Below are 16,648 nucleotides of genomic sequence, written 5' to 3' on the forward strand. Positions count from 1 at the left end.
GGAGGTGGCGGCGGGCGGACGGCGAGAGGGTGACCCGGATGACAGAGAGCGCTTCCCCCGCCGGGACGTCCGCCAAGGTCAAGGCGCCGGCCGAGACCCCCATGCTCCGGCAGTACCGGGCCATCAAGGCCCAGGTCCCGGACGCCATCCTCTTCTACCGGATGGGGGACTTCTACGAGATGTTCTTCGAGGACGCGGAGATCGCCGCCCGTGTCCTGGAGATCGCCCTCACCACCCGCGACAAGCACAAGGCCGAGAAGGTCCCCATGTGCGGGGTGCCCGTCCATGCGGCCGAGGGATACCTCACCCGGCTGGTCCAGGCGGGTTACCGGGTGGCCGTGTGCGAGCAGGTGGAAGACCCGGCCGCGGCCAAGGGACTCGTCCGGCGGGAGGTGGTCCGGGTCCTGACCCCGGGGCTCCTCACCACCGAGGGCGGCGTGCCGGCCACGGCCAACAACTTCGTGGCGGCGGTGCGCCCGGGGGCGGGGGAGGCCCCCTGGGGCCTGGCCTGCCTGGATCTGTCCACCGGCGAGTTCCGGGTGACGGAGCTCGCCGGCCGGGCGGAGGCGGCGGACGAGCTCTACCGGTTGGAACCCGCGGAGATCCTCGTCCCGGAGGACGAGGACGGCTTTCCGGCGGAGGTCCGCCGGGTCCTCCCCTCTCTCTTCGTCTCCACCCGGCCGCCCGAGTGGTTCGAGGCCCGGCGCGGCGTCCGCCTGCTCACGGCGCACTTCGGCGTCCTCTCCCTGGACGGGTTCGGCGTCTCGGGCCTCGAAGCGGGGGTGGGGGCGGCGGGGGCGCTCTTCTCCTACGTGGAGGAGACCCAGAAGGGCGACCTCTCCCACATCCGGGCCCTTCGACCCTACCATCTCTCCGAGTATCTCCGCCTGGACGAGGCCACCAAGCGGAACCTGGAGCTGGTGGCCAACGGGCTCGACGGGGGCCGGCGGGGGACCCTGCTCGAGGTCCTGGATTTCACCGTGACCTCCATGGGGGGGCGGTTGCTTCGCCACTGGATCCTCTATCCCCTCACGGATCTGGCCGCCATCGAGGGGCGGCATGCCGCGGTGGCGGCGCTGCTCGAGGCCCCGGCCGCCCGGGCGGATCTCCGGGCGCGGCTGCGGCGCGTGGCCGACCTCGAGCGGCTGGTGGCCCGGGTATCCCTCGGGACGGCCAGCGGGCGGGACCTCGTGGCCCTCAAGAAGTCGCTGCGGGAAGTGCCGGGGATCCGCGACGCCGTGGCGGAGACCGCGGCCTCGGCCCCGCTGCTGGCCGACCTCCTCGGCGGGCTCGATCCCCTGGAAGACCTGGTGGCGGTGCTCGATGCCGCCCTGCGCGAGGACTGCCCGCTCCAGCTCCGGGAAGGGCGGCTCATCCGCGAAGGCTACAACGCCGAGCTCGACGAGCTCATGGCCATCCAGCGCGACGGGCGCGCCTTCATCGCCGGGGTGGAGGCGGCGGAGCGGGAGCGCACCGGGATCCCTTCCCTCAAGGTGGGCTTCAACAAGGTCTTCGGCTACTACATCGAGGTGGGGAAGGCCCACGCGGCGAAGGTCCCCGGCCACTACGTCCGAAAGCAGACCCTGGTGGCGGCGGAGCGCTACATCACCCCGGAGCTCAAGGATGTGGAGGCCAAGATCCTCACCGCCCAGGAGCGGCGCCTGGCCCTGGAGTACGAGCTCTTCCAGGAGCTGCGCCGGCGGGTGGCCGGAGAGGGGCCCCGCATCCAGGAGACCGCGCGGGCCCTGGCCCGGCTGGACGTCCTGGCGGGGCTCACCGAGGCGGCCGACCGCCACGGCTACGTGCGGCCCCGGGTGAACGCCGGCGACGCCATCGACATCCGGGACGGGCGCCATCCCGTGGTGGAGCGGGCGGTGGAGCCGGGTACCTTCGTGCCCAACGACGTGCGCCTCGACGACACCGGGGCCCGGCTTCTCATCCTCACCGGCCCGAACATGGCGGGCAAGTCCACCATCCTCCGCCAGACGGCCCTCATCGTCCTCATGGCGCAGATGGGGAGCTTCGTCCCGGCCGCCGAGGCGGAGATCGGGGTGGTGGACCGGCTCTTCAGCCGGGTGGGGGCCACCGACTACCTCGCCCGGGGCCAGAGCACCTTCATGGTGGAGATGAGCGAGACGGCCAACATCCTCCACAACGCCACCCCGCGGAGCCTCGTCATCCTCGACGAGATCGGCCGGGGCACCAGTACCTACGACGGGCTCGCCATCGCCTGGGCCGTGGCGGAGTACCTGGCGGAGAAGGACGGCCGCGGGGTCAAGACCCTCTTCGCCACCCACTACCACGAGCTGACGGAGCTGGCCGCGCAGAGGCCGAAGGTGCGGAACTTGCATGTAGCCGTGCGGGAATGGGAACACCGGATCGTGTTCCTCCACCGGCTCCTTGAGGGGGCCACCAATCGCAGTTATGGTATTCAAGTAGCGGCACTGGCAGGGGTCCCCGGGGGCGTGATCGCCCGCGCCCGCGAGATCCTCGCCAACATCGAGCGGGACGAACTCAACGTGTGGGGGGAGCCGAGGATCGCCAAGACGCGCAGAGAGGCCAAGGCCCCTGGCGTCCAGATGGCGCTCCCGCTCTTCCCGGACGGTGAATCGGCCCTGCGGCGGGAGCTCTTGGCACTGGACGTCAACCAGATGACACCTCTCGAGGCCCTCCAGCGGCTCGCCGAGCTCCAGGCCCGGGCGCGGAAGGGGGGCTAGTGGCGGGCGGCGTGACCTCCCCGGCGACAGCGGCCTCCCCCGGGGTGCGGCTCCAGGCCGCCGCCCGATGCCTCCTCTTCCTCCTGTGCCTGGCCGCGTGCCTGCCGGCGGGGCTGGTCGCCCCCGCGGCCGCGGCCGCGCCCTCCTACCGCGAGGCCAAGGCCGGCTACGATCGCCTCCAGAAGAGCGCGCGCCTCAGGCGCTACCGGCGTAACTGGATCCGGGTCATCGACGATTTCAAGGCGGTCTACCGGGCCTATCCGCGGGCGGCCCGGGTGGCCCCCCGGGCCCTCTACATGCTAGGGCGCTGCTACCACGAGCTCTACGGCTACTCCCGCCGGCGGGCGGACCTGAGAAGCGCCCGCCAGTATTTTCAGATCCTCGTTCGGGACTTCCCCGGAAGCGGGCTGGCCGACGACGCCTACTATCATATCGGCCGCATCGCCAAGCGCCTCGGCGACGTCGCCGAGGCCCGGGATGCCTGGTCGCGGGTGGTGGCGGACTACCCCCGGGGCAACATGGCGCGCCGGGCCCGGGCGGCCTTGCGCCGCCTGCCCGGGGGGGGGCGCCGTCCCCGTCCGAAGGCCGCCCCCCGTCCCGCCATCAGCTCGGAGGTGAGCCCCAAGCTCCCGCCCGGGGCCCCGGTGGCCACCATCCAGGCGGTCCGCTACTGGTCCGGGAAGGACTACACCCGTGTGGTACTCGACGCCTCTGGACAGGTGAGCTTCCGGAAGGGATTCCTCCCCGCGGACAAGGCCAACAAGAAGCCGCCGCGGCTCTACCTCGACATCCTCCCCGCCCGGGAAGGGCCCGACCTCGCCGACAACCTCGACATCCGGGACGGTCTCCTCCGGGGGATCCGCCTGGCCCAGTACCGGTCCCAGACGGTGCGGGTCGTCTTCGACATCGACGACATCGACCACACCAACATCTTCTACCTCGACGACCCCTTCCGCATCGTGGTGGACGTCTTCGGGGCGGGCTCCGAGGTGCCCGAGCCCTGCCCGGTGCCCGAGGTCACGGCCAAGGTGGCACCCGACGACGATGAAGAGGAGGACGCGGCGCCGGGCGGGCGGCCCATCCCCCTGGCCCAGCAGCTGGGGCTGTGCGTGCGCCGGGTGGTGGTGGATCCCGGCCACGGGGGGAGAGACCCGGGCGCCGTCGGCCCGGGCGGTCTCAAGGAAAAGGACGTCTGCCTCCGCCTCGCCAAGAAGGTGGCGGCACGGTTGCGCCGGGAGCTTGGCTGCGAGGTGATCCTCACCCGTGACCGCGACCGCTTTGTCCGCCTTGAGCGGCGCACCGCCATGGCCAACGCCAAGAAGGCGGACCTCTTCGTCTCCATCCACGTCAACGCCGCCCCCAACCGGCGGCTTCGGGGCGTCGAGACCTATTTCCTGAACCTCGCCGTCAACGAGGAGGCCATGCGGGTGGCGGCCCTGGAAAACGCCATGTCCACGAAGCGCATCGCGGACATGAAGCGCCTGCTCGATTCCATCCTCCGCTATACCAAGGTGAGCGAGTCGTCCCGCCTGGCCGCCTACGTTCAGTCGGAGGTGGTCCGGGACCTCGGCCAGGCCTACAGCGGGATCCGGGACCTCGGGGTGAAGCAGGCCCCCTTCATCGTGCTCATGGGCGCCAAGATGCCAGCGGTGCTGGCAGAGGTGTCCTTCATCACCAACCGGACCGAGGAAAAACGCCTGCGGCAGGGTGCCTACCTCGACCGCCTGGCCCGGGGGATCGTCCAGGGCATCAAGCGCTACGCCAACGAGACGGCCACCGCCTACGTCCCCGCCCGCCTCTCCGCCGTGCGGGAAACCGGGCGCCCCTGAAAAATCGTGTTGAATTCTGACGGCCTTTTGATAAAGTGGGGTCGAATTTTCGGGCATTCCCCGCCCGGGGAGCTCCGGTTTCGGTCTCCGGGTGGCGGTGTTGCCCGGGGAAGGACCTGGGGTGGGTGCCTTTCGAATCGGCAATCAGTAGACAACTGGAGGTGATCATGAGCTGCAATATGGCCGTAAAACGCACGTGGGTTCCGGGAGCCGTCCTGTTTTTCGCCGTCTTCCTGCTGGCGGCGGGATGCGCCAAGACGGAGGTCTCCGCTCCGGAGGAGACGGCGCCCCCCGCCGTGGTGGAGGAGCCGGTGGCCGAGGAGCCACAGGCCCCGGCAGTGGAGCAGCCCGCCGAGACGGAGGCCGCGGCCCCGGTCTACGGCGAGGAGATCTCGGAGGGGCGGACCCACGCGCCCATGCTCCCCGTCTACTTCGACTTCGACAAGTACAACATCCGTGACGACATGAAGGGCCGGCTCGAGGACGACGCCCGTTTCCTCCTGGATCACCCCGAGATCCGCATCGAGGTCCAGGGCAACTGCGACGAGCGCGGCACCAACGAGTACAACCTGGCCCTCGGGGAACGCCGTGCCAAGAGCATCAAGGACTACCTGGTCAATCTCGGCGTGGCCGCCGATCGGATCGAGACGGTGAGTTTCGGCGAGGAGCGTCCCCTGGACCCGGGCCACAACGAGGAGGCATGGGCCAAAAACCGCCGGGGAGACCTCGTCATCCTGAAGTAGGGCCCTTCTCCGGCGTGTTGGCATGACGACACCAGGGGCCACGGGGGTGGACCGCCTCCGTGGCCCCTTTGCTTGACGGCGGGGCGAGGGCCCTTCACCGAGGCCGGTCCTTCGGGCCGCCCGCCGCGCACCGCGGCGGCGAGAGGCGCGAAGGACCACGCCGCGGCCGGAGACGGGCGCGGCGCCTTCACTTCCCGACCCCATCATCCCCGGCCCGGCGCTCCCGGCCGGGCCCCCGGAGGGAGGACATGAAACCCATGCATTCCGGACAGCGACTCTTGACCCTGCTCGTGTCTGCGGCCGGCGGCCTGCTGTTGGCCCTCGGGCCGGCGGCGGCCCAGGACCGGCCCGTCCGCATCGCCGTGCTGGACATGCAGCGGGTGGTGCTGTCGTCCAAGGCCATCCAGGCGGCCCGCAAACCCCTGGCGGAGAAGTTCGGCCGGCTCCAGAAGAAGCTCAAGGCCCGCCAGGAGGAGATCCAGTCCTTCCGGGACGACCTCCAGAAGAAGGCCGCCCTCATGAGCGAGGAGGCGCGCGCCAAGAAGGAACGCGAGCTCCGGAAGATGACCATGGACTTCAAGTACGAGAGCGAGGAGGCCGAGCAGGAGATGCGCCAGGCCGAGGACCGGGTGATGCAGCCCGTCCTGGAGCGCCTTCGGAAGGTGCTCGACCGCCTGGCCAAGGACCGGGGCTATGACCTGATCCTGGACGTCAAGACCCCGGGAGTCATCTATTCTTCCTCGGCCATCGACATCACGGACGCCGTGGTGGCGGCCTACGACGCCGAGACACGGCAGCCCCGGAAGTAACCCGCGTCCGGTCCCGCCCGGGCCCTTTCTCATCCCGGCGCTCCGGCCGGCCGAAAAGCTGGTCAGGGCGTATGGGCATCGATTCCGTCACGGCATACCTTTCCTCCCTCCGCGGGGCGGCTGCACCCGGGACAGGCCGGGAGGCCCCGCCGTGGGCCGTCCAGGGGGGGCGCGTGGAGGCCGTGGTGGTGGGCAGGGACGGCCCCCACGATCTCATCGCCGTGCGCGGCGAGGTGCTTCGGGCCCTCGCCGAGACCGCCCTGCCCCAGGGCGCTCGTATTTTCCTCGAGGTGGTTTCCACGGAGTCGCCGCTCCAGGTCCGGGTGGTGGACACGGAGACCGGGCCGCCGCCCGCCGGTGATGTCCGGGGCCTGGCCCGGGAGCTTCTGGGACTCCGGGCGCTTCTCGGCCGGCTCGGGGCGGAGATGGCGACGCGGCTCGGGGCCGAGGCGGCTCCCGGCCCGGGCGGGGAGGCGGCGGCCCTGGTCCGGGCCTTCGCCCAGGACGCCGCCGCCGTCCCGGAGCGCATTGCGGCCCTGGCTGCGGCCCTGGGCCTCGACCGCGGGGAGGGGCCGCCCCCGATCCAGGTCCTCCTGGGGCCCGTCACCGGTGACGGCGGCGCGGGGGACGCCGAGGCGGCTCCTGCGCCGTCCGGGGTGTCGACCGGAGCCCCTCCTGCCGGCGGGGCCGCGGGGGGAGGCGGCCGCCTTTTCTTCTCCGGCGATGTGCCTGCCCAGGCCCCGGCGGGCGCCGCGGCCTCGGGCGGGGCCGTTTCGGCGGGCGCCGCCGGTGCGGGGCCTGCCACGGGCGGGCATTCCGGGGAATCCCCCGGCATGCCGGGCGGTATTCCGGCGGCCGATCTTCCAGGCCGAGTGTCTTCGCCGGGCCCGTCGCCGTCCGTCTTGGCGGCGGGTGCGCCTTCGAGGCCGCCGGCATCGCCTCCGCCGGGGCAGGCAGCCGCGTCGCCCGGGCCGGGATCGGTCGTCCGCGGGGAGGCCTCCGGCACCCCTGGAACCGGAGCCCCGGCGGCCGCCTCCGAGGCGCCGCCGCAAGGGCCCGGCCCCGCCGTGGGCGGCGTTTCGGCGGGTGCCGCCGGTGCAGGCCCCGACCCGGGCGGGCGGGTCCCCCTCCCCGATATGCCGCCCGGTGCCCCCGACGCCCGACCCCGCCCGGCGGCGGCCCGTGCTCCCGGCCGCGGCGCCGGGGCCCGCGCGTATTCTCCCGCGGCCGGGCGGATTTCCGGCTCCCCTGCCCCCGTCGGCCGCCCGGCGGCCTCCGGGGTGCCTCCCGGAGCGGCCCCGGCCGCCGCCGGTGCCGAGGGCCCGCCGCCGGCTGGGCCCGGCGCCCGGCCGGCCGGAGCGGCCCCGGCCGATCCCGGCGTGTCTTCCGGGGCGCCCGGCCGGGCGGAGCGGGATCCGGCCTCCCAGTTGCTCCTCCACTACGCCCTGGGACTCCAGTCCTTCCACCAGGACGTCCGCCAGGTGCTGGACTTTCCCCTCTGGGTCCTGCCCTTCTGGTTCAGCCACGGGCAGGGATGGGGACAGTGCGTCTACTGGCGGGAGGAAGGCGGGGACACCGGGAAGGAGCCGGAGCCCGGGGGCGCGGCCAGCCACATGGTCTTCGACCTCCACCTCGCGGCCCTCGGAGAGGTGCGGATCCAGGTGACCCTCCGGGGCCGGGACCTCGCCTTCAGCCTGGCGGCTGCGCCGGAGGTCTTGCCCGCGGTTCGGGCCGGGGTGGCCGCGCTCCGGGAGACCTTCGTCCGCCTCGGCTACCGGCCGGAGATCGACGTCCTGGCCCTCCGGGACATCGACCGGGCGGCCGTCCTCGGCCCCTTCGTCCCCCCGGAATCCGAGGGGACGCTGCACGTCGTGACCTGAGGAGTCTCCCGCCATGGGATCGTCCAGGGAAGGCCCGCGGAAGAAGGCCGTCGCCCTCCGCTACGACGAGGCGCGGGACGCCGCCCCCAGGGTGACCGCCAAGGGGGAAGGGCTCCTCGCCGAGCGGATCCTCGCCCTGGCCCGGGAGGCCGGTGTGCCCGTGCGGGAAGAGCCCGACCTCGTGGAGGTCCTCTCCCGCCTCGAGGTCAACCGGGAGATCCCGGCCGAGACCTACGTGGTGGTGGCCGAGATCCTGGCCTGGATCTACGGGGTGAACGAGGCCGCCCGGGGGGCAAGGCCTGCCGGGTCGGCAGAAGCTGCCCCGGAGACAAAGGGGCGGACCTCCGGATCTCGTCCAGATAACGCTTTGAAATCAAAGTAAGTTTTTCCTGGCTTCCGTGTGCTTGACGGGTGGCATGGCCCTTGCTGTTTCCCGGGCAGGAGGCGAGCCATGCAGGTGTCACCCGGACTCCATCCCTACCAGCGGCTGGGCCGCATGGAGGCCCTCGAGGGCGGCCGGATCCTCGAGCGCAAGCTCGAGGTCCTGACCCACGACCTCGCCAACATCTCCACCGACGGCTTCAAGGCGCAGGACGTCACCTTCCGCGAGGCCCTGGCCGCGGCCCAGGCGGGGGAGCGCCGGGTGGCCAAGGTGGAGAAGGCCTGGACCGACTTTTCCCCCGGGCCCCTGGTGGAGACCGGGAACCCCCTGGACTTCGCCGTGGACGGGGAGGGGTTCTTCGCCGTCCAAACCCCGGCGGGCGTCCGCTATACCCGGGCCGGGGGCTTCACCCTGAACGCCCTGAACGAGCTGGTGACCGCCGAGGGGTACCGGGTGCTCGGCGACGGCGCCCCCATCACCCTCGAAGACACCACGGGCCGGGGAATCTGGCTCAGCGAGGACGGCTACTTCTTCGTGGACGAGGCCCAGACGGGCCGCCTCGACGTGGTGAAATTCGACCGGCCGGAGGCCCTGGTTCCGGCGGGGGGCAACCTCTACGAGGCCCCGGCCGCCGCCGGTCCCCCCACCCCCTCGGCGGCCCGGATCCGCCAGGGCTTCATCGAGCGGTCCAACGTCAACGGGCTCAAGCTCATGGTGGAGCTCATGGAGCTCCAGCGGGCCTACGAGGTCCAGCTCCGGGCGATCCAGTCGGCGGACCAGCTCGACGGCCGGGCCGTGAACGAGGTGGGCAAGGTGGCGTAGCGGGCCGCCGGGCCCGGCAGACGGCATCAGCGTGATCGGAGGAGGACACGGATGATTCGAGGACTGTACTCGGCCGCATCGGGCATGAACGCCCAGCAGCTCAACCTGGACACCATCGCCAACAACCTGGCCAACGTGAACACCACCGGCTTCAAGCGGAGCCGGGCGGACTTCGAGGACCTCCTCTACCAGACCCTTCGGATGCCCGGCACCGAGAACGCCGACGGCACCCAGGTGCCCACCGGGATGCAGGTGGGCATGGGGGTCCGGCCCGCCGCGGTGCAGAAGATCTTCACCCAGGGCGACTACGAGAACACCGGCAACGAGCTCGACTGGGCCATCGAGGGCCGGGGGTTTTTCAAGATCATCAGCAACGGCGAGGAGCTCTATACCCGGGCCGGGGCCTTCAAGCTCGACCGGGACGGCTTCATCGTGACCTCCAACGGCGACCGCCTGCAGCCGGAGTTCGCCGTGCCCAACGGGACGGCCCGCATCACCATCGACGCCTACGGCAACCTCGTGGCCTCGGACCAGAGCGGCGCCCCCCTGGCCTCCGCGCAGCTGACCCTGTACGACTTCCCCAACCCCGCCGGTCTCTACAGCGTGGGCCGCAACCTCTACCGGCCCACCGAGGCCTCCAGCGATCCCATCGAGGGCAACCCCGGCACCGACAACTTCGGGACCATCAGCCAGGGCTTCCTCGAGCAGTCCAACGTGGACGTGGTGAAGGAGATGGTGGACATGATCATCACTCAGCGGGCCTATGAGCTCAACTCCAAGGCGGTGCAGACCGCGGACAACATGCTGGGCATGGCGGGGAACCTCAAGCGGTAGGCCCGGCGGCCCGGACCGGGAGGCGGCGATGCGGTGTGAACTGGTGCAGGCGTGGAGGCCCCGAGGCCCGAGGGCGGCGGTCGCGGCGGCGGTGGTCGTTCTGGCGGCCCTTGCCTGCGCGGGGCCGGTATCGGCCACGCCGGGCGGCCCCGGCGGTGAACAGGTGGTGGCGGACGGCGTCTTCGCCCGGCTCTTTCGCCGGGCCTTCCTGGAACGGGCCCCCTGGCCCGCCCCTGACGTGGAGATCCTCCGCCTCCAGGTGGTGCCGTCCCGCCCGCGGGTCCCTGCCGGCCGGCTCTCCTTCGACGTGGAACCCCCGCGCACCGGGACGGGCATCGGTCGGGTGACCTGCGACGTCACGGTGAAGGTGGACGGGGTGCCGCGGCGCCGCGTCCGGGTGAGCGCCTGGGTGGAGGTCTACCGCCCGGTGGTCTGCGTGACGGCGGCGCTGCCCCGGGGGCACGTCCTGGAGGCCTCGGACCTGGAGGTGGCGCGCCTGCCGCTGTCGCGGCTCCGGGGCGAGGCCGTCTCCAGCCCGGAGGCGGCCGTGGGCCAGGCCGTCCGCCGCTCGGTGCGGGCCGGCCAGGCCCTCACCACCGACCTCCTGATGCCGCCCGTGGTGGTGCACCGGGGCGACGTCGTGACCATCCTGGCCCAGTCGCCGGCGCTCACCGTCCGGGTTCCCGGCGAGGTCCGGCAGGACGGTGCCAGGGGCTGCATGGTCCGGGTCCGCAACCTCATGAGCCGGAAGGAGGTCGTGGCCCGCGTGGTGGACGCCCGGACGGTGGCGGTCCCCTTCTGAAGACGCCCGAGCGAGGAGATCCACATGAAGATCCACAAGGCCCGCCTCGACATGCACGTTCGGTATCCCGGCCTCCTGGCCCTCGCGGCGCTGTTGGTCCTCTCGGCCGGCTGCGCCGGAACGGCCAATCCCGTGGCGCCGGCCGCCTTGGCCCCCACCCGGCCCCCGGTCTACTCGGCGGCGCCGGCGCATCCCGCCGAGGGCTCGCTCTTCACGCCGGACCTCTCCGCCAGCCTCGTGGCGGACTTCCGGGCCCGGCGGGTGGGCGACGTCCTCACCATCGAGATTGAGGAGGACCTCAAGGGGGCGAAGAACGTCAAGACCCAGAGCGACCGGAAGTCCAGCACGGACGTGGGGCTTACGGGGTTCCTCGGCCTCAAGCTGGACGAGAACGTGCAGCCGGATCTGCCCGGTTTCGACGCCTCGAAGGCCCTCGGCGGCTCCACGGAGAGCGCCTTCGACGGCTCCGGCAAGACCTCCCGCGACGCCTCCCTCACCGGAACCGTCTCGGCCCGGGTGGTCCAGGTCCTCCCGGACGGGAACCTCATGGTGCAGGGGGCCCGGGAGCTCCGGATCAACAACGAGACCCAGTACCTCATCCTCACCGGGGTGATCCGGCCCAAGGACATCCAGCCCGACAACACCGTCTCCTCCACGCGACTCGCCGACGCCCGGATCGAGTACACCGGGAGCGGCGTCCTGAGCGACAACCAGCGGCCCGGGTGGCTGGCCCGGCTGGTCTCCGCCCTGGCGCCCTTCTAGCCGGGCATGGCGCGATGCTTGCACTTTAACGATGGCATGAGACGGGGAACGAAAGAGATGCAGCAGCGGCGATCCCTCGACCAGACGGCCCGTTTCGGCGCCCCCCGGGGCCTCCGGCACCGGCCGGCACCCGGCAAGAATCTCCCCCCGGCCGGCTGCCTGGCGGCGGTTCTTGCCGCCCTCTGCCTCCTCGCGGCCGGGCCCGCCTCGGCCGCCCGGCTCAAGGACGTGGCCGACCTCCAGGGCGCCCGGGCCAACCAACTGGTGGGCTACGGCCTGGTGGTGGGGCTCAGCGGCAGCGGCGACGGGACCCAGGCGGAGTTCACCATCCAGTCCATCGTGAACATGATGGAGCGGATGGGGATCAACGTGGACCCGAACGCGGTGAAGGTGAAGAACGTGGCCGGGGTGATGGTGACGGCGCAGCTGCCGCCCTTCGCCAAGGTGGGGCAGAAGATCGACGTCCTGGTCTCCTCCATGGGGGACGCCAAGAGCCTCCAGGGCGGGACCCTGCTGCTCACGCCGCTCAAGGGCGTGGACGGCCAGGTCTACGCCCTGGCCCAGGGCGCGGTGAGCCTCGGGGGTTTCGGGGCCGGCGGCGCCGGGGCCGGGGTCCAGAAGAACCACCTCACCGCCGGCCGGATCCCCAACGGCGCCACCGTGGAACGCCAGGTCCCCTTGGCTCTGGACGGCAAGGGGGAACTCCGGCTGACCCTCCACCGCCCGGACTTCACCACGGCCCACCGAGCCGCCGGCGCGGTGAACCGGGCCCTCGGCGCCCCCCTGGCCCGCGCCCTGGACGCCGAGACCCTGGCGGTGGCCGTCCCGCCCGCCTACCGAGATGACGTGGTGGGTTTCCTGGCCCGGGTCGAGACCGTGGAGGTGGCGGTGGACAACCGGGCCCGGGTGGTGCTGGACGAGCGCACGGGTACCGTGGTCATGGGCAGCCAGGTGCGCCTCTCCACCGTGGCCGTGGCCCACGGCAACCTGAGCATCCAGATCCGAGAGACCCCCCGGGTCTCGCAGCCGCCGCCCTTCTCCCGGGGCCAGACGGTGGTCACCCCCGAGACCCAGGTGGGGGTCAAGGAGGAGGCCGGCGGCCTGGTGGTGCTCGACACCGGCGCCACCATCGGCGAGCTCGTCCGGGCGCTCAACGCCGTGGGCGTGACCCCGAGGGACCTCATCGCCATCCTGCACTCGGTCAAGGCGGCGGGGGCCCTCCAGGCGGACCTCGAGGTGATCTGACGCCGGGCGCCGGCCCGGCTCGACGGAGCAACGGCCATGATGCCTTCCTTCATCACCGCCCCGGATGCGATCTCGCTCACGGAGGCCCGATCCGTGGACCGGACGGCCCGGGGCCTCCGCCGGGAGGATCGCCGCGACCCGGAGGCCCTCCGGGCGGCCTGCCGGGACTTCGAGGCGGTCTTCCTCCGCCAGCTCCTGAAGGCCATGCGGAAGACCGTGCCGAAGTCCGGCCTCCTGGACGGGGGATTCCGGGAAGAACTCTACCGGGGGCTCCTGGACGAGGAGTTCGCCCGGCGGATGGCCGAGGGCGGGGGCATCGGCCTCGGACGCGAGCTCTTCCGGCAGCTTGCGCACCGGGAAGGCGCCGGCGCCGATGGGGGCCCGGAGACGCCATGAAGATCCGCAAGCGACCCGGAACCGGGGCCTTCCAGCCCCTGCCGCCCTTGCCCGAGCGGTTCTGGAACCTCACCGCCGAGGTGCTCGCGGCCTGGGAGGACCTGGGCCGTATCCTGGAGGCGGAGTGGGCGGCCCTCAAGTCGGGGCGCCACGAGGACCTCCTGGCCGTGGCCTCCGAGAAGCGGCGGCGGGCGGAACGGGTCCAGGCTTGCGAGGACCGGCTGGCCGCGGTGGTGGAGCGGATCCTGGCCGGCTGCGGCGGTGCGCCGCCCGAGGCGCAGCTCTGGGCGCGGCTCCGCGCGGTGCTGCACCCGGCGGACCTCCGGCGGTTCGAGGCCTGGAAGGCCAGGCGTGACCGCCGTCGCCGGGAGGTGCTCTTCGTCAACGAGCGCCACGAGGCGTGGGTCCACTCGCGGCTGGACCTCGCCCGGCGCCTCACGGGTATCCTCACCGGCGGCGTCCTCGGGCGCCGGCCCACCTACGACGGAGGCGGGCGGCCCGGGAGCGATGGGCCGCGCGGGCCGTTTCGGCCTTCGGCCTCCAGGTGTCTCAGGGGGGTGGTCTGATGTCCGGTCTCAACAAGCTGCTCGACATCGGCAAGACGAGTCTCCTCGCCCAGCAGACGAACCTCCAGGTCACGGGGCACAACGTCTCCAACGTGAACACGGAGGGTTACAGCCGCCAGAGTGTCACCCTCGCCGCCCGGGAGCCGACCCCCATGGAGATCGGCCCCATCGGCAACGGCGTGGAGGCCGTGGAGATCACCCGGGCCTTCGATCGGTTCGTCACCACCACGCTCTTCGACAAGGTTTCCGTGAACTCCGGCCTGGAGACCCGGACCTCTGGCATGAAACTCATCGAGGGCATCCTGAACGAGGTGCCCGACACCGGGCTCGATGCGGCCATCAACGACTTCTGGGCCGCCTGGGACGATCTCGCCAACAACGCCGAGGGCGCCGCGGAGCGGACCTCGCTGCTCCAGCGGGCCCAGCTCCTGGTGGACGGGATCCACGACCGCTACAACGCCCTCTTCCAGCTCTCCCAGGACCTCAACCTGAACATCCAGACCGCCGTGGAGGACGTGAACCGGCTGGCGGACCAGATCGCCGACCTCAACGTCCGCATCGTGGCCCTGGAATCCGAGCAGCACCCGGCCAACGACCTCCGCGACCAGCGCGACCAGCTCATCCGGCGCCTGTCGGAACAGGTGGACATCCACTGGTTCGAGAACCAGCGAGGCTCCTACACCGTCCTCATCGGGGCCGGCAAGCCCCTGGTGGAGGACGACAAGTCCTGGCACATCGAGTACGCCGACGAGCGGATCAACTGGGTGGCCACCAACGGGCAGCGCACCCGGCTGACCACCCAGGATCTCCAGGGCGGGGAACTGGGGGGCTGGCTCGACATCAAGACCCGCATCCAGCCCCGCGACACCAGCGTGCTCGTCGGCTCCCGGGTCAACACCTCCGGCGGCAAGGGTATCCAGGCCGGGACGGACTTCGCCCTCATCGACGGGGTGACCGTGACGGGGCCCTTCACCATCCAGTTCTCCGGGACGGACCAGAACGGGAACCCGGTCACCGGGACCTTCGACAGCACCGTGGACTACGACGGCGACGGAACGCCCGGCCGCGTGGGGGACTTCCTCTTCCAGATCGAGGCGGCCTACCCGGCGGGGACCCTCCAGGCCTCCATCAACGACGAGGGCCGGCTGACGCTCACCGACCTCGCCCCTGGCACCTTCCCCATCACCTTCCGGATCGACGCCATCGCCGGCGGGGTCTCCGGCCTGGACTTCGGGCGCCTCGACGGGAGCTACCCCCTCAACTACACGGAGCAGCTCAACCGTTGGGCGGCCGAGCTCATCAAGGCCGTCAACGGACTCCACGGCCAGGGGGTGGGGCTCGTTCCGCTCCAGGAGAGCACCGGTGTGGCCACCGCCCTGGACCCGGCACAGCCGCTGGACTTCCAGGCCTCGGGCCTGCCCTTCGCCGACCAGGTCCAGACCGGTCGATTCGCCATCTGGCTCTACGACGCGGCGGGCAACGTGGTGGACACCAACCCCGCCACGCCCCTGGTCAACGATCCCTTCTACGTGAACGTGACCGCGGCCGGGGCGCCGGGGGACACCTCCATGAACGACGTCCGGGACCAGATCAACGCCGCCGGCCTCGGCCTCACCGCCCGGGTGGTGAACGGGCGCCTGGTGGTCCAGGTGGACGGCACCACCTCCGTTGCGGGGTTCGCCTTCGGCGAGGACACCTCGGGCGCCCTCCTCGCCATGGGGATGAATGCCTTCTTCACCGGGGAGGACGCGGCCACCATCGGTGTCAACCCCGACCTCGTGGAGGACCCCCGCCTGGTGGCGGCGGCCCGGGTGGAACCCGGCGGGCTCGAGGAGGCGGTGAGCACGGACGCCGTCCGGGACGGCGACCGCCCCCTGGGCGTGGCGGTCCAGAACGGCGTCCTCTCCATCGATCTCTACAACGCCTCCGGCGTCCTGGACCACACCTTGACCGTGCCGGTCACCGCGGCCACCGACGACCTCGACGCGGTCATGGACGCCATCAACGCCGACCCGGGCCTCCACGCCGAGGTGCGCGACGGCCTCTTCCACCTGGAGGCGGTGGAGGCGGGTTGGTCGGTGGACGCGAACGACGGCGCCACCCGCCTCTTCGACTACCTCGGCATCACGCCGCCGGGCGGTCCCGGCCAGCAGAGCCTTTCCGGCGCCTACCAGGTGGAGCGTACCTTCGAGCCCCTGGCCTCCCACGCCCTGGGCGTCGCCCCCGGCACCTTCGACCTCTATACCCGGGACGCGGCGGGCACGGTCTCCGGGCCCTTCACCGTGACCCTCACGGACGACGGCTTCGGCGGGGCGGCGGAGAGCCTCCGGGCCGTGGCGGCCCAGATCGACGCCTTTGCCGATCTGGCCGCCGACGTGGTGGACGGGCGGCTTGTCGTCCGGGCGGCGGGAAACGCCGAGGTCTTTCTTGTGGACAACGACACCACGGGGCTTACGGGGGCCATCGGCCTCGCCACGCCGGGCGGCGGGGAACTGGCGCCCGCCGACAACCGCAATGCCCTCGCCATCCGGGACCTGAGCCGGGTTCCCGTGGCCGCCCTCGACGGCGCCACCCTGAACGAGGGGTACCAGTCCCTCGTGGGCGAGGTGGGCATCCACTCCCGGGGCTTCCAGCTGGACTACGACTTCAGCCGCAGCGCCGTGGACGAGCTCCAGGCCCGCCGCGACGAGATCTCGGCGGTCTCCCTGGACGAGGAGATGGCCGACCTCATCAAGTTCCAGCATTCCTACGCGGCGGCGGCCAAGTTGATGAGCGTGGCGGACGAGCTCTTCGTGACGCTCCTCCAGACCAAGCAGTAGGTTTGCAGGCGCGGCCCCCGGGCGCCGATACGTTGATGGAGG

Annotated in this window: 14 protein-coding genes; all 14 read left to right on the forward strand. The window is 71.9% G+C overall.

The genetic code is table 11. The features are described from left to right. Window positions 1-38: 38 nt before the first annotated feature. The gene (mutS, locus tag HCU62_RS02215; RefSeq protein WP_163297852.1) at window positions 39-2,717 is read left to right on the forward strand and encodes a DNA mismatch repair protein MutS; all 2,679 of its coding nucleotides are present in this window, start codon (window positions 39-41) and stop codon (window positions 2,715-2,717) included. An 11-nt stretch (window positions 2,718-2,728) separates the two neighbouring features. After that, on the forward strand, window positions 2,729-4,546 hold the full coding sequence (locus tag HCU62_RS02220; RefSeq protein ID WP_163297826.1) for an N-acetylmuramoyl-L-alanine amidase: 1,818 nt from the start codon (window positions 2,729-2,731) through the stop codon (window positions 4,544-4,546). A 167-nt stretch (window positions 4,547-4,713) separates the two neighbouring features. Beyond that, window positions 4,714-5,289 carry a peptidoglycan-associated lipoprotein Pal gene (gene pal / locus HCU62_RS02225; RefSeq protein ID WP_169755388.1) on the forward strand — a complete coding sequence of 192 codons (576 nt, stop codon included), beginning with the start codon at window positions 4,714-4,716 and terminating at the stop codon, window positions 5,287-5,289. A 248-nt stretch (window positions 5,290-5,537) separates the two neighbouring features. Further along, the gene (locus HCU62_RS02230; protein ID WP_163297825.1) at window positions 5,538-6,098 is read left to right on the forward strand and encodes an OmpH/Skp family outer membrane protein; all 561 of its coding nucleotides are present in this window, start codon (window positions 5,538-5,540) and stop codon (window positions 6,096-6,098) included. A 1,379-nt stretch (window positions 6,099-7,477) separates the two neighbouring features. Further along, window positions 7,478-7,978: a flagellar hook-length control protein FliK gene (gene fliK, locus HCU62_RS02235; RefSeq protein ID WP_163298403.1), complete on the forward strand. Its 501-nt coding sequence runs from the start codon at window positions 7,478-7,480 to the stop codon at window positions 7,976-7,978. Window positions 7,979-7,991: 13 nt separating this feature from the next. Further along, window positions 7,992-8,360 carry an EscU/YscU/HrcU family type III secretion system export apparatus switch protein gene (locus HCU62_RS02240; RefSeq protein WP_163298404.1) on the forward strand — a complete coding sequence of 123 codons (369 nt, stop codon included), beginning with the start codon at window positions 7,992-7,994 and terminating at the stop codon, window positions 8,358-8,360. A 69-nt stretch (window positions 8,361-8,429) separates the two neighbouring features. Then, window positions 8,430-9,182: a flagellar basal-body rod protein FlgF gene (flgF, locus tag HCU62_RS02245; protein WP_163298405.1), complete on the forward strand. Its 753-nt coding sequence runs from the start codon at window positions 8,430-8,432 to the stop codon at window positions 9,180-9,182. A gap of 51 nt (window positions 9,183-9,233) precedes the next feature. After that, complete coding sequence (gene flgG / locus HCU62_RS02250; RefSeq protein WP_163298406.1) at window positions 9,234-10,016, forward strand: flagellar basal-body rod protein FlgG; 783 nt, start codon at window positions 9,234-9,236, stop codon at window positions 10,014-10,016. Window positions 10,017-10,044: 28 nt separating this feature from the next. After that, complete coding sequence (gene flgA / locus HCU62_RS12445; RefSeq protein WP_163298407.1) at window positions 10,045-10,818, forward strand: flagellar basal body P-ring formation chaperone FlgA; 774 nt, start codon at window positions 10,045-10,047, stop codon at window positions 10,816-10,818. 24 nt (window positions 10,819-10,842) lie between these two features. Beyond that, entirely contained in the window at window positions 10,843-11,580 is a 738-nt protein-coding gene (locus tag HCU62_RS02260; RefSeq protein ID WP_163298408.1) for a flagellar basal body L-ring protein FlgH, read from the forward strand. A 57-nt stretch (window positions 11,581-11,637) separates the two neighbouring features. Beyond that, the gene (locus HCU62_RS02265) at window positions 11,638-12,825 is read left to right on the forward strand and encodes a flagellar basal body P-ring protein FlgI (RefSeq protein ID WP_163298409.1); all 1,188 of its coding nucleotides are present in this window, start codon (window positions 11,638-11,640) and stop codon (window positions 12,823-12,825) included. A gap of 36 nt (window positions 12,826-12,861) precedes the next feature. Further along, the gene (locus HCU62_RS02270) at window positions 12,862-13,221 is read left to right on the forward strand and encodes a rod-binding protein (RefSeq protein WP_163298410.1); all 360 of its coding nucleotides are present in this window, start codon (window positions 12,862-12,864) and stop codon (window positions 13,219-13,221) included. Next, window positions 13,218-13,787 carry a flagellar protein FlgN gene (locus HCU62_RS02275; protein WP_163298411.1) on the forward strand — a complete coding sequence of 190 codons (570 nt, stop codon included), beginning with the start codon at window positions 13,218-13,220 and terminating at the stop codon, window positions 13,785-13,787. The genes HCU62_RS02270 and HCU62_RS02275 overlap by 4 nt, the downstream gene beginning before the upstream one ends. After that, window positions 13,787-16,606, forward strand: coding sequence for a flagellar hook-associated protein FlgK (gene flgK, locus HCU62_RS02280; protein WP_163298412.1), 2,820 nt, complete (start codon window positions 13,787-13,789; stop codon window positions 16,604-16,606). Before HCU62_RS02275 ends, flgK begins: the two co-directional genes overlap by 1 nt. Window positions 16,607-16,648: the final 42 nt, after the last annotated feature.

This window comes from Dissulfurirhabdus thermomarina, assembly GCF_012979235.1.
Lineage (GTDB): Bacteria > Desulfobacterota > Dissulfuribacteria > Dissulfuribacterales > Dissulfurirhabdaceae > Dissulfurirhabdus > Dissulfurirhabdus thermomarina.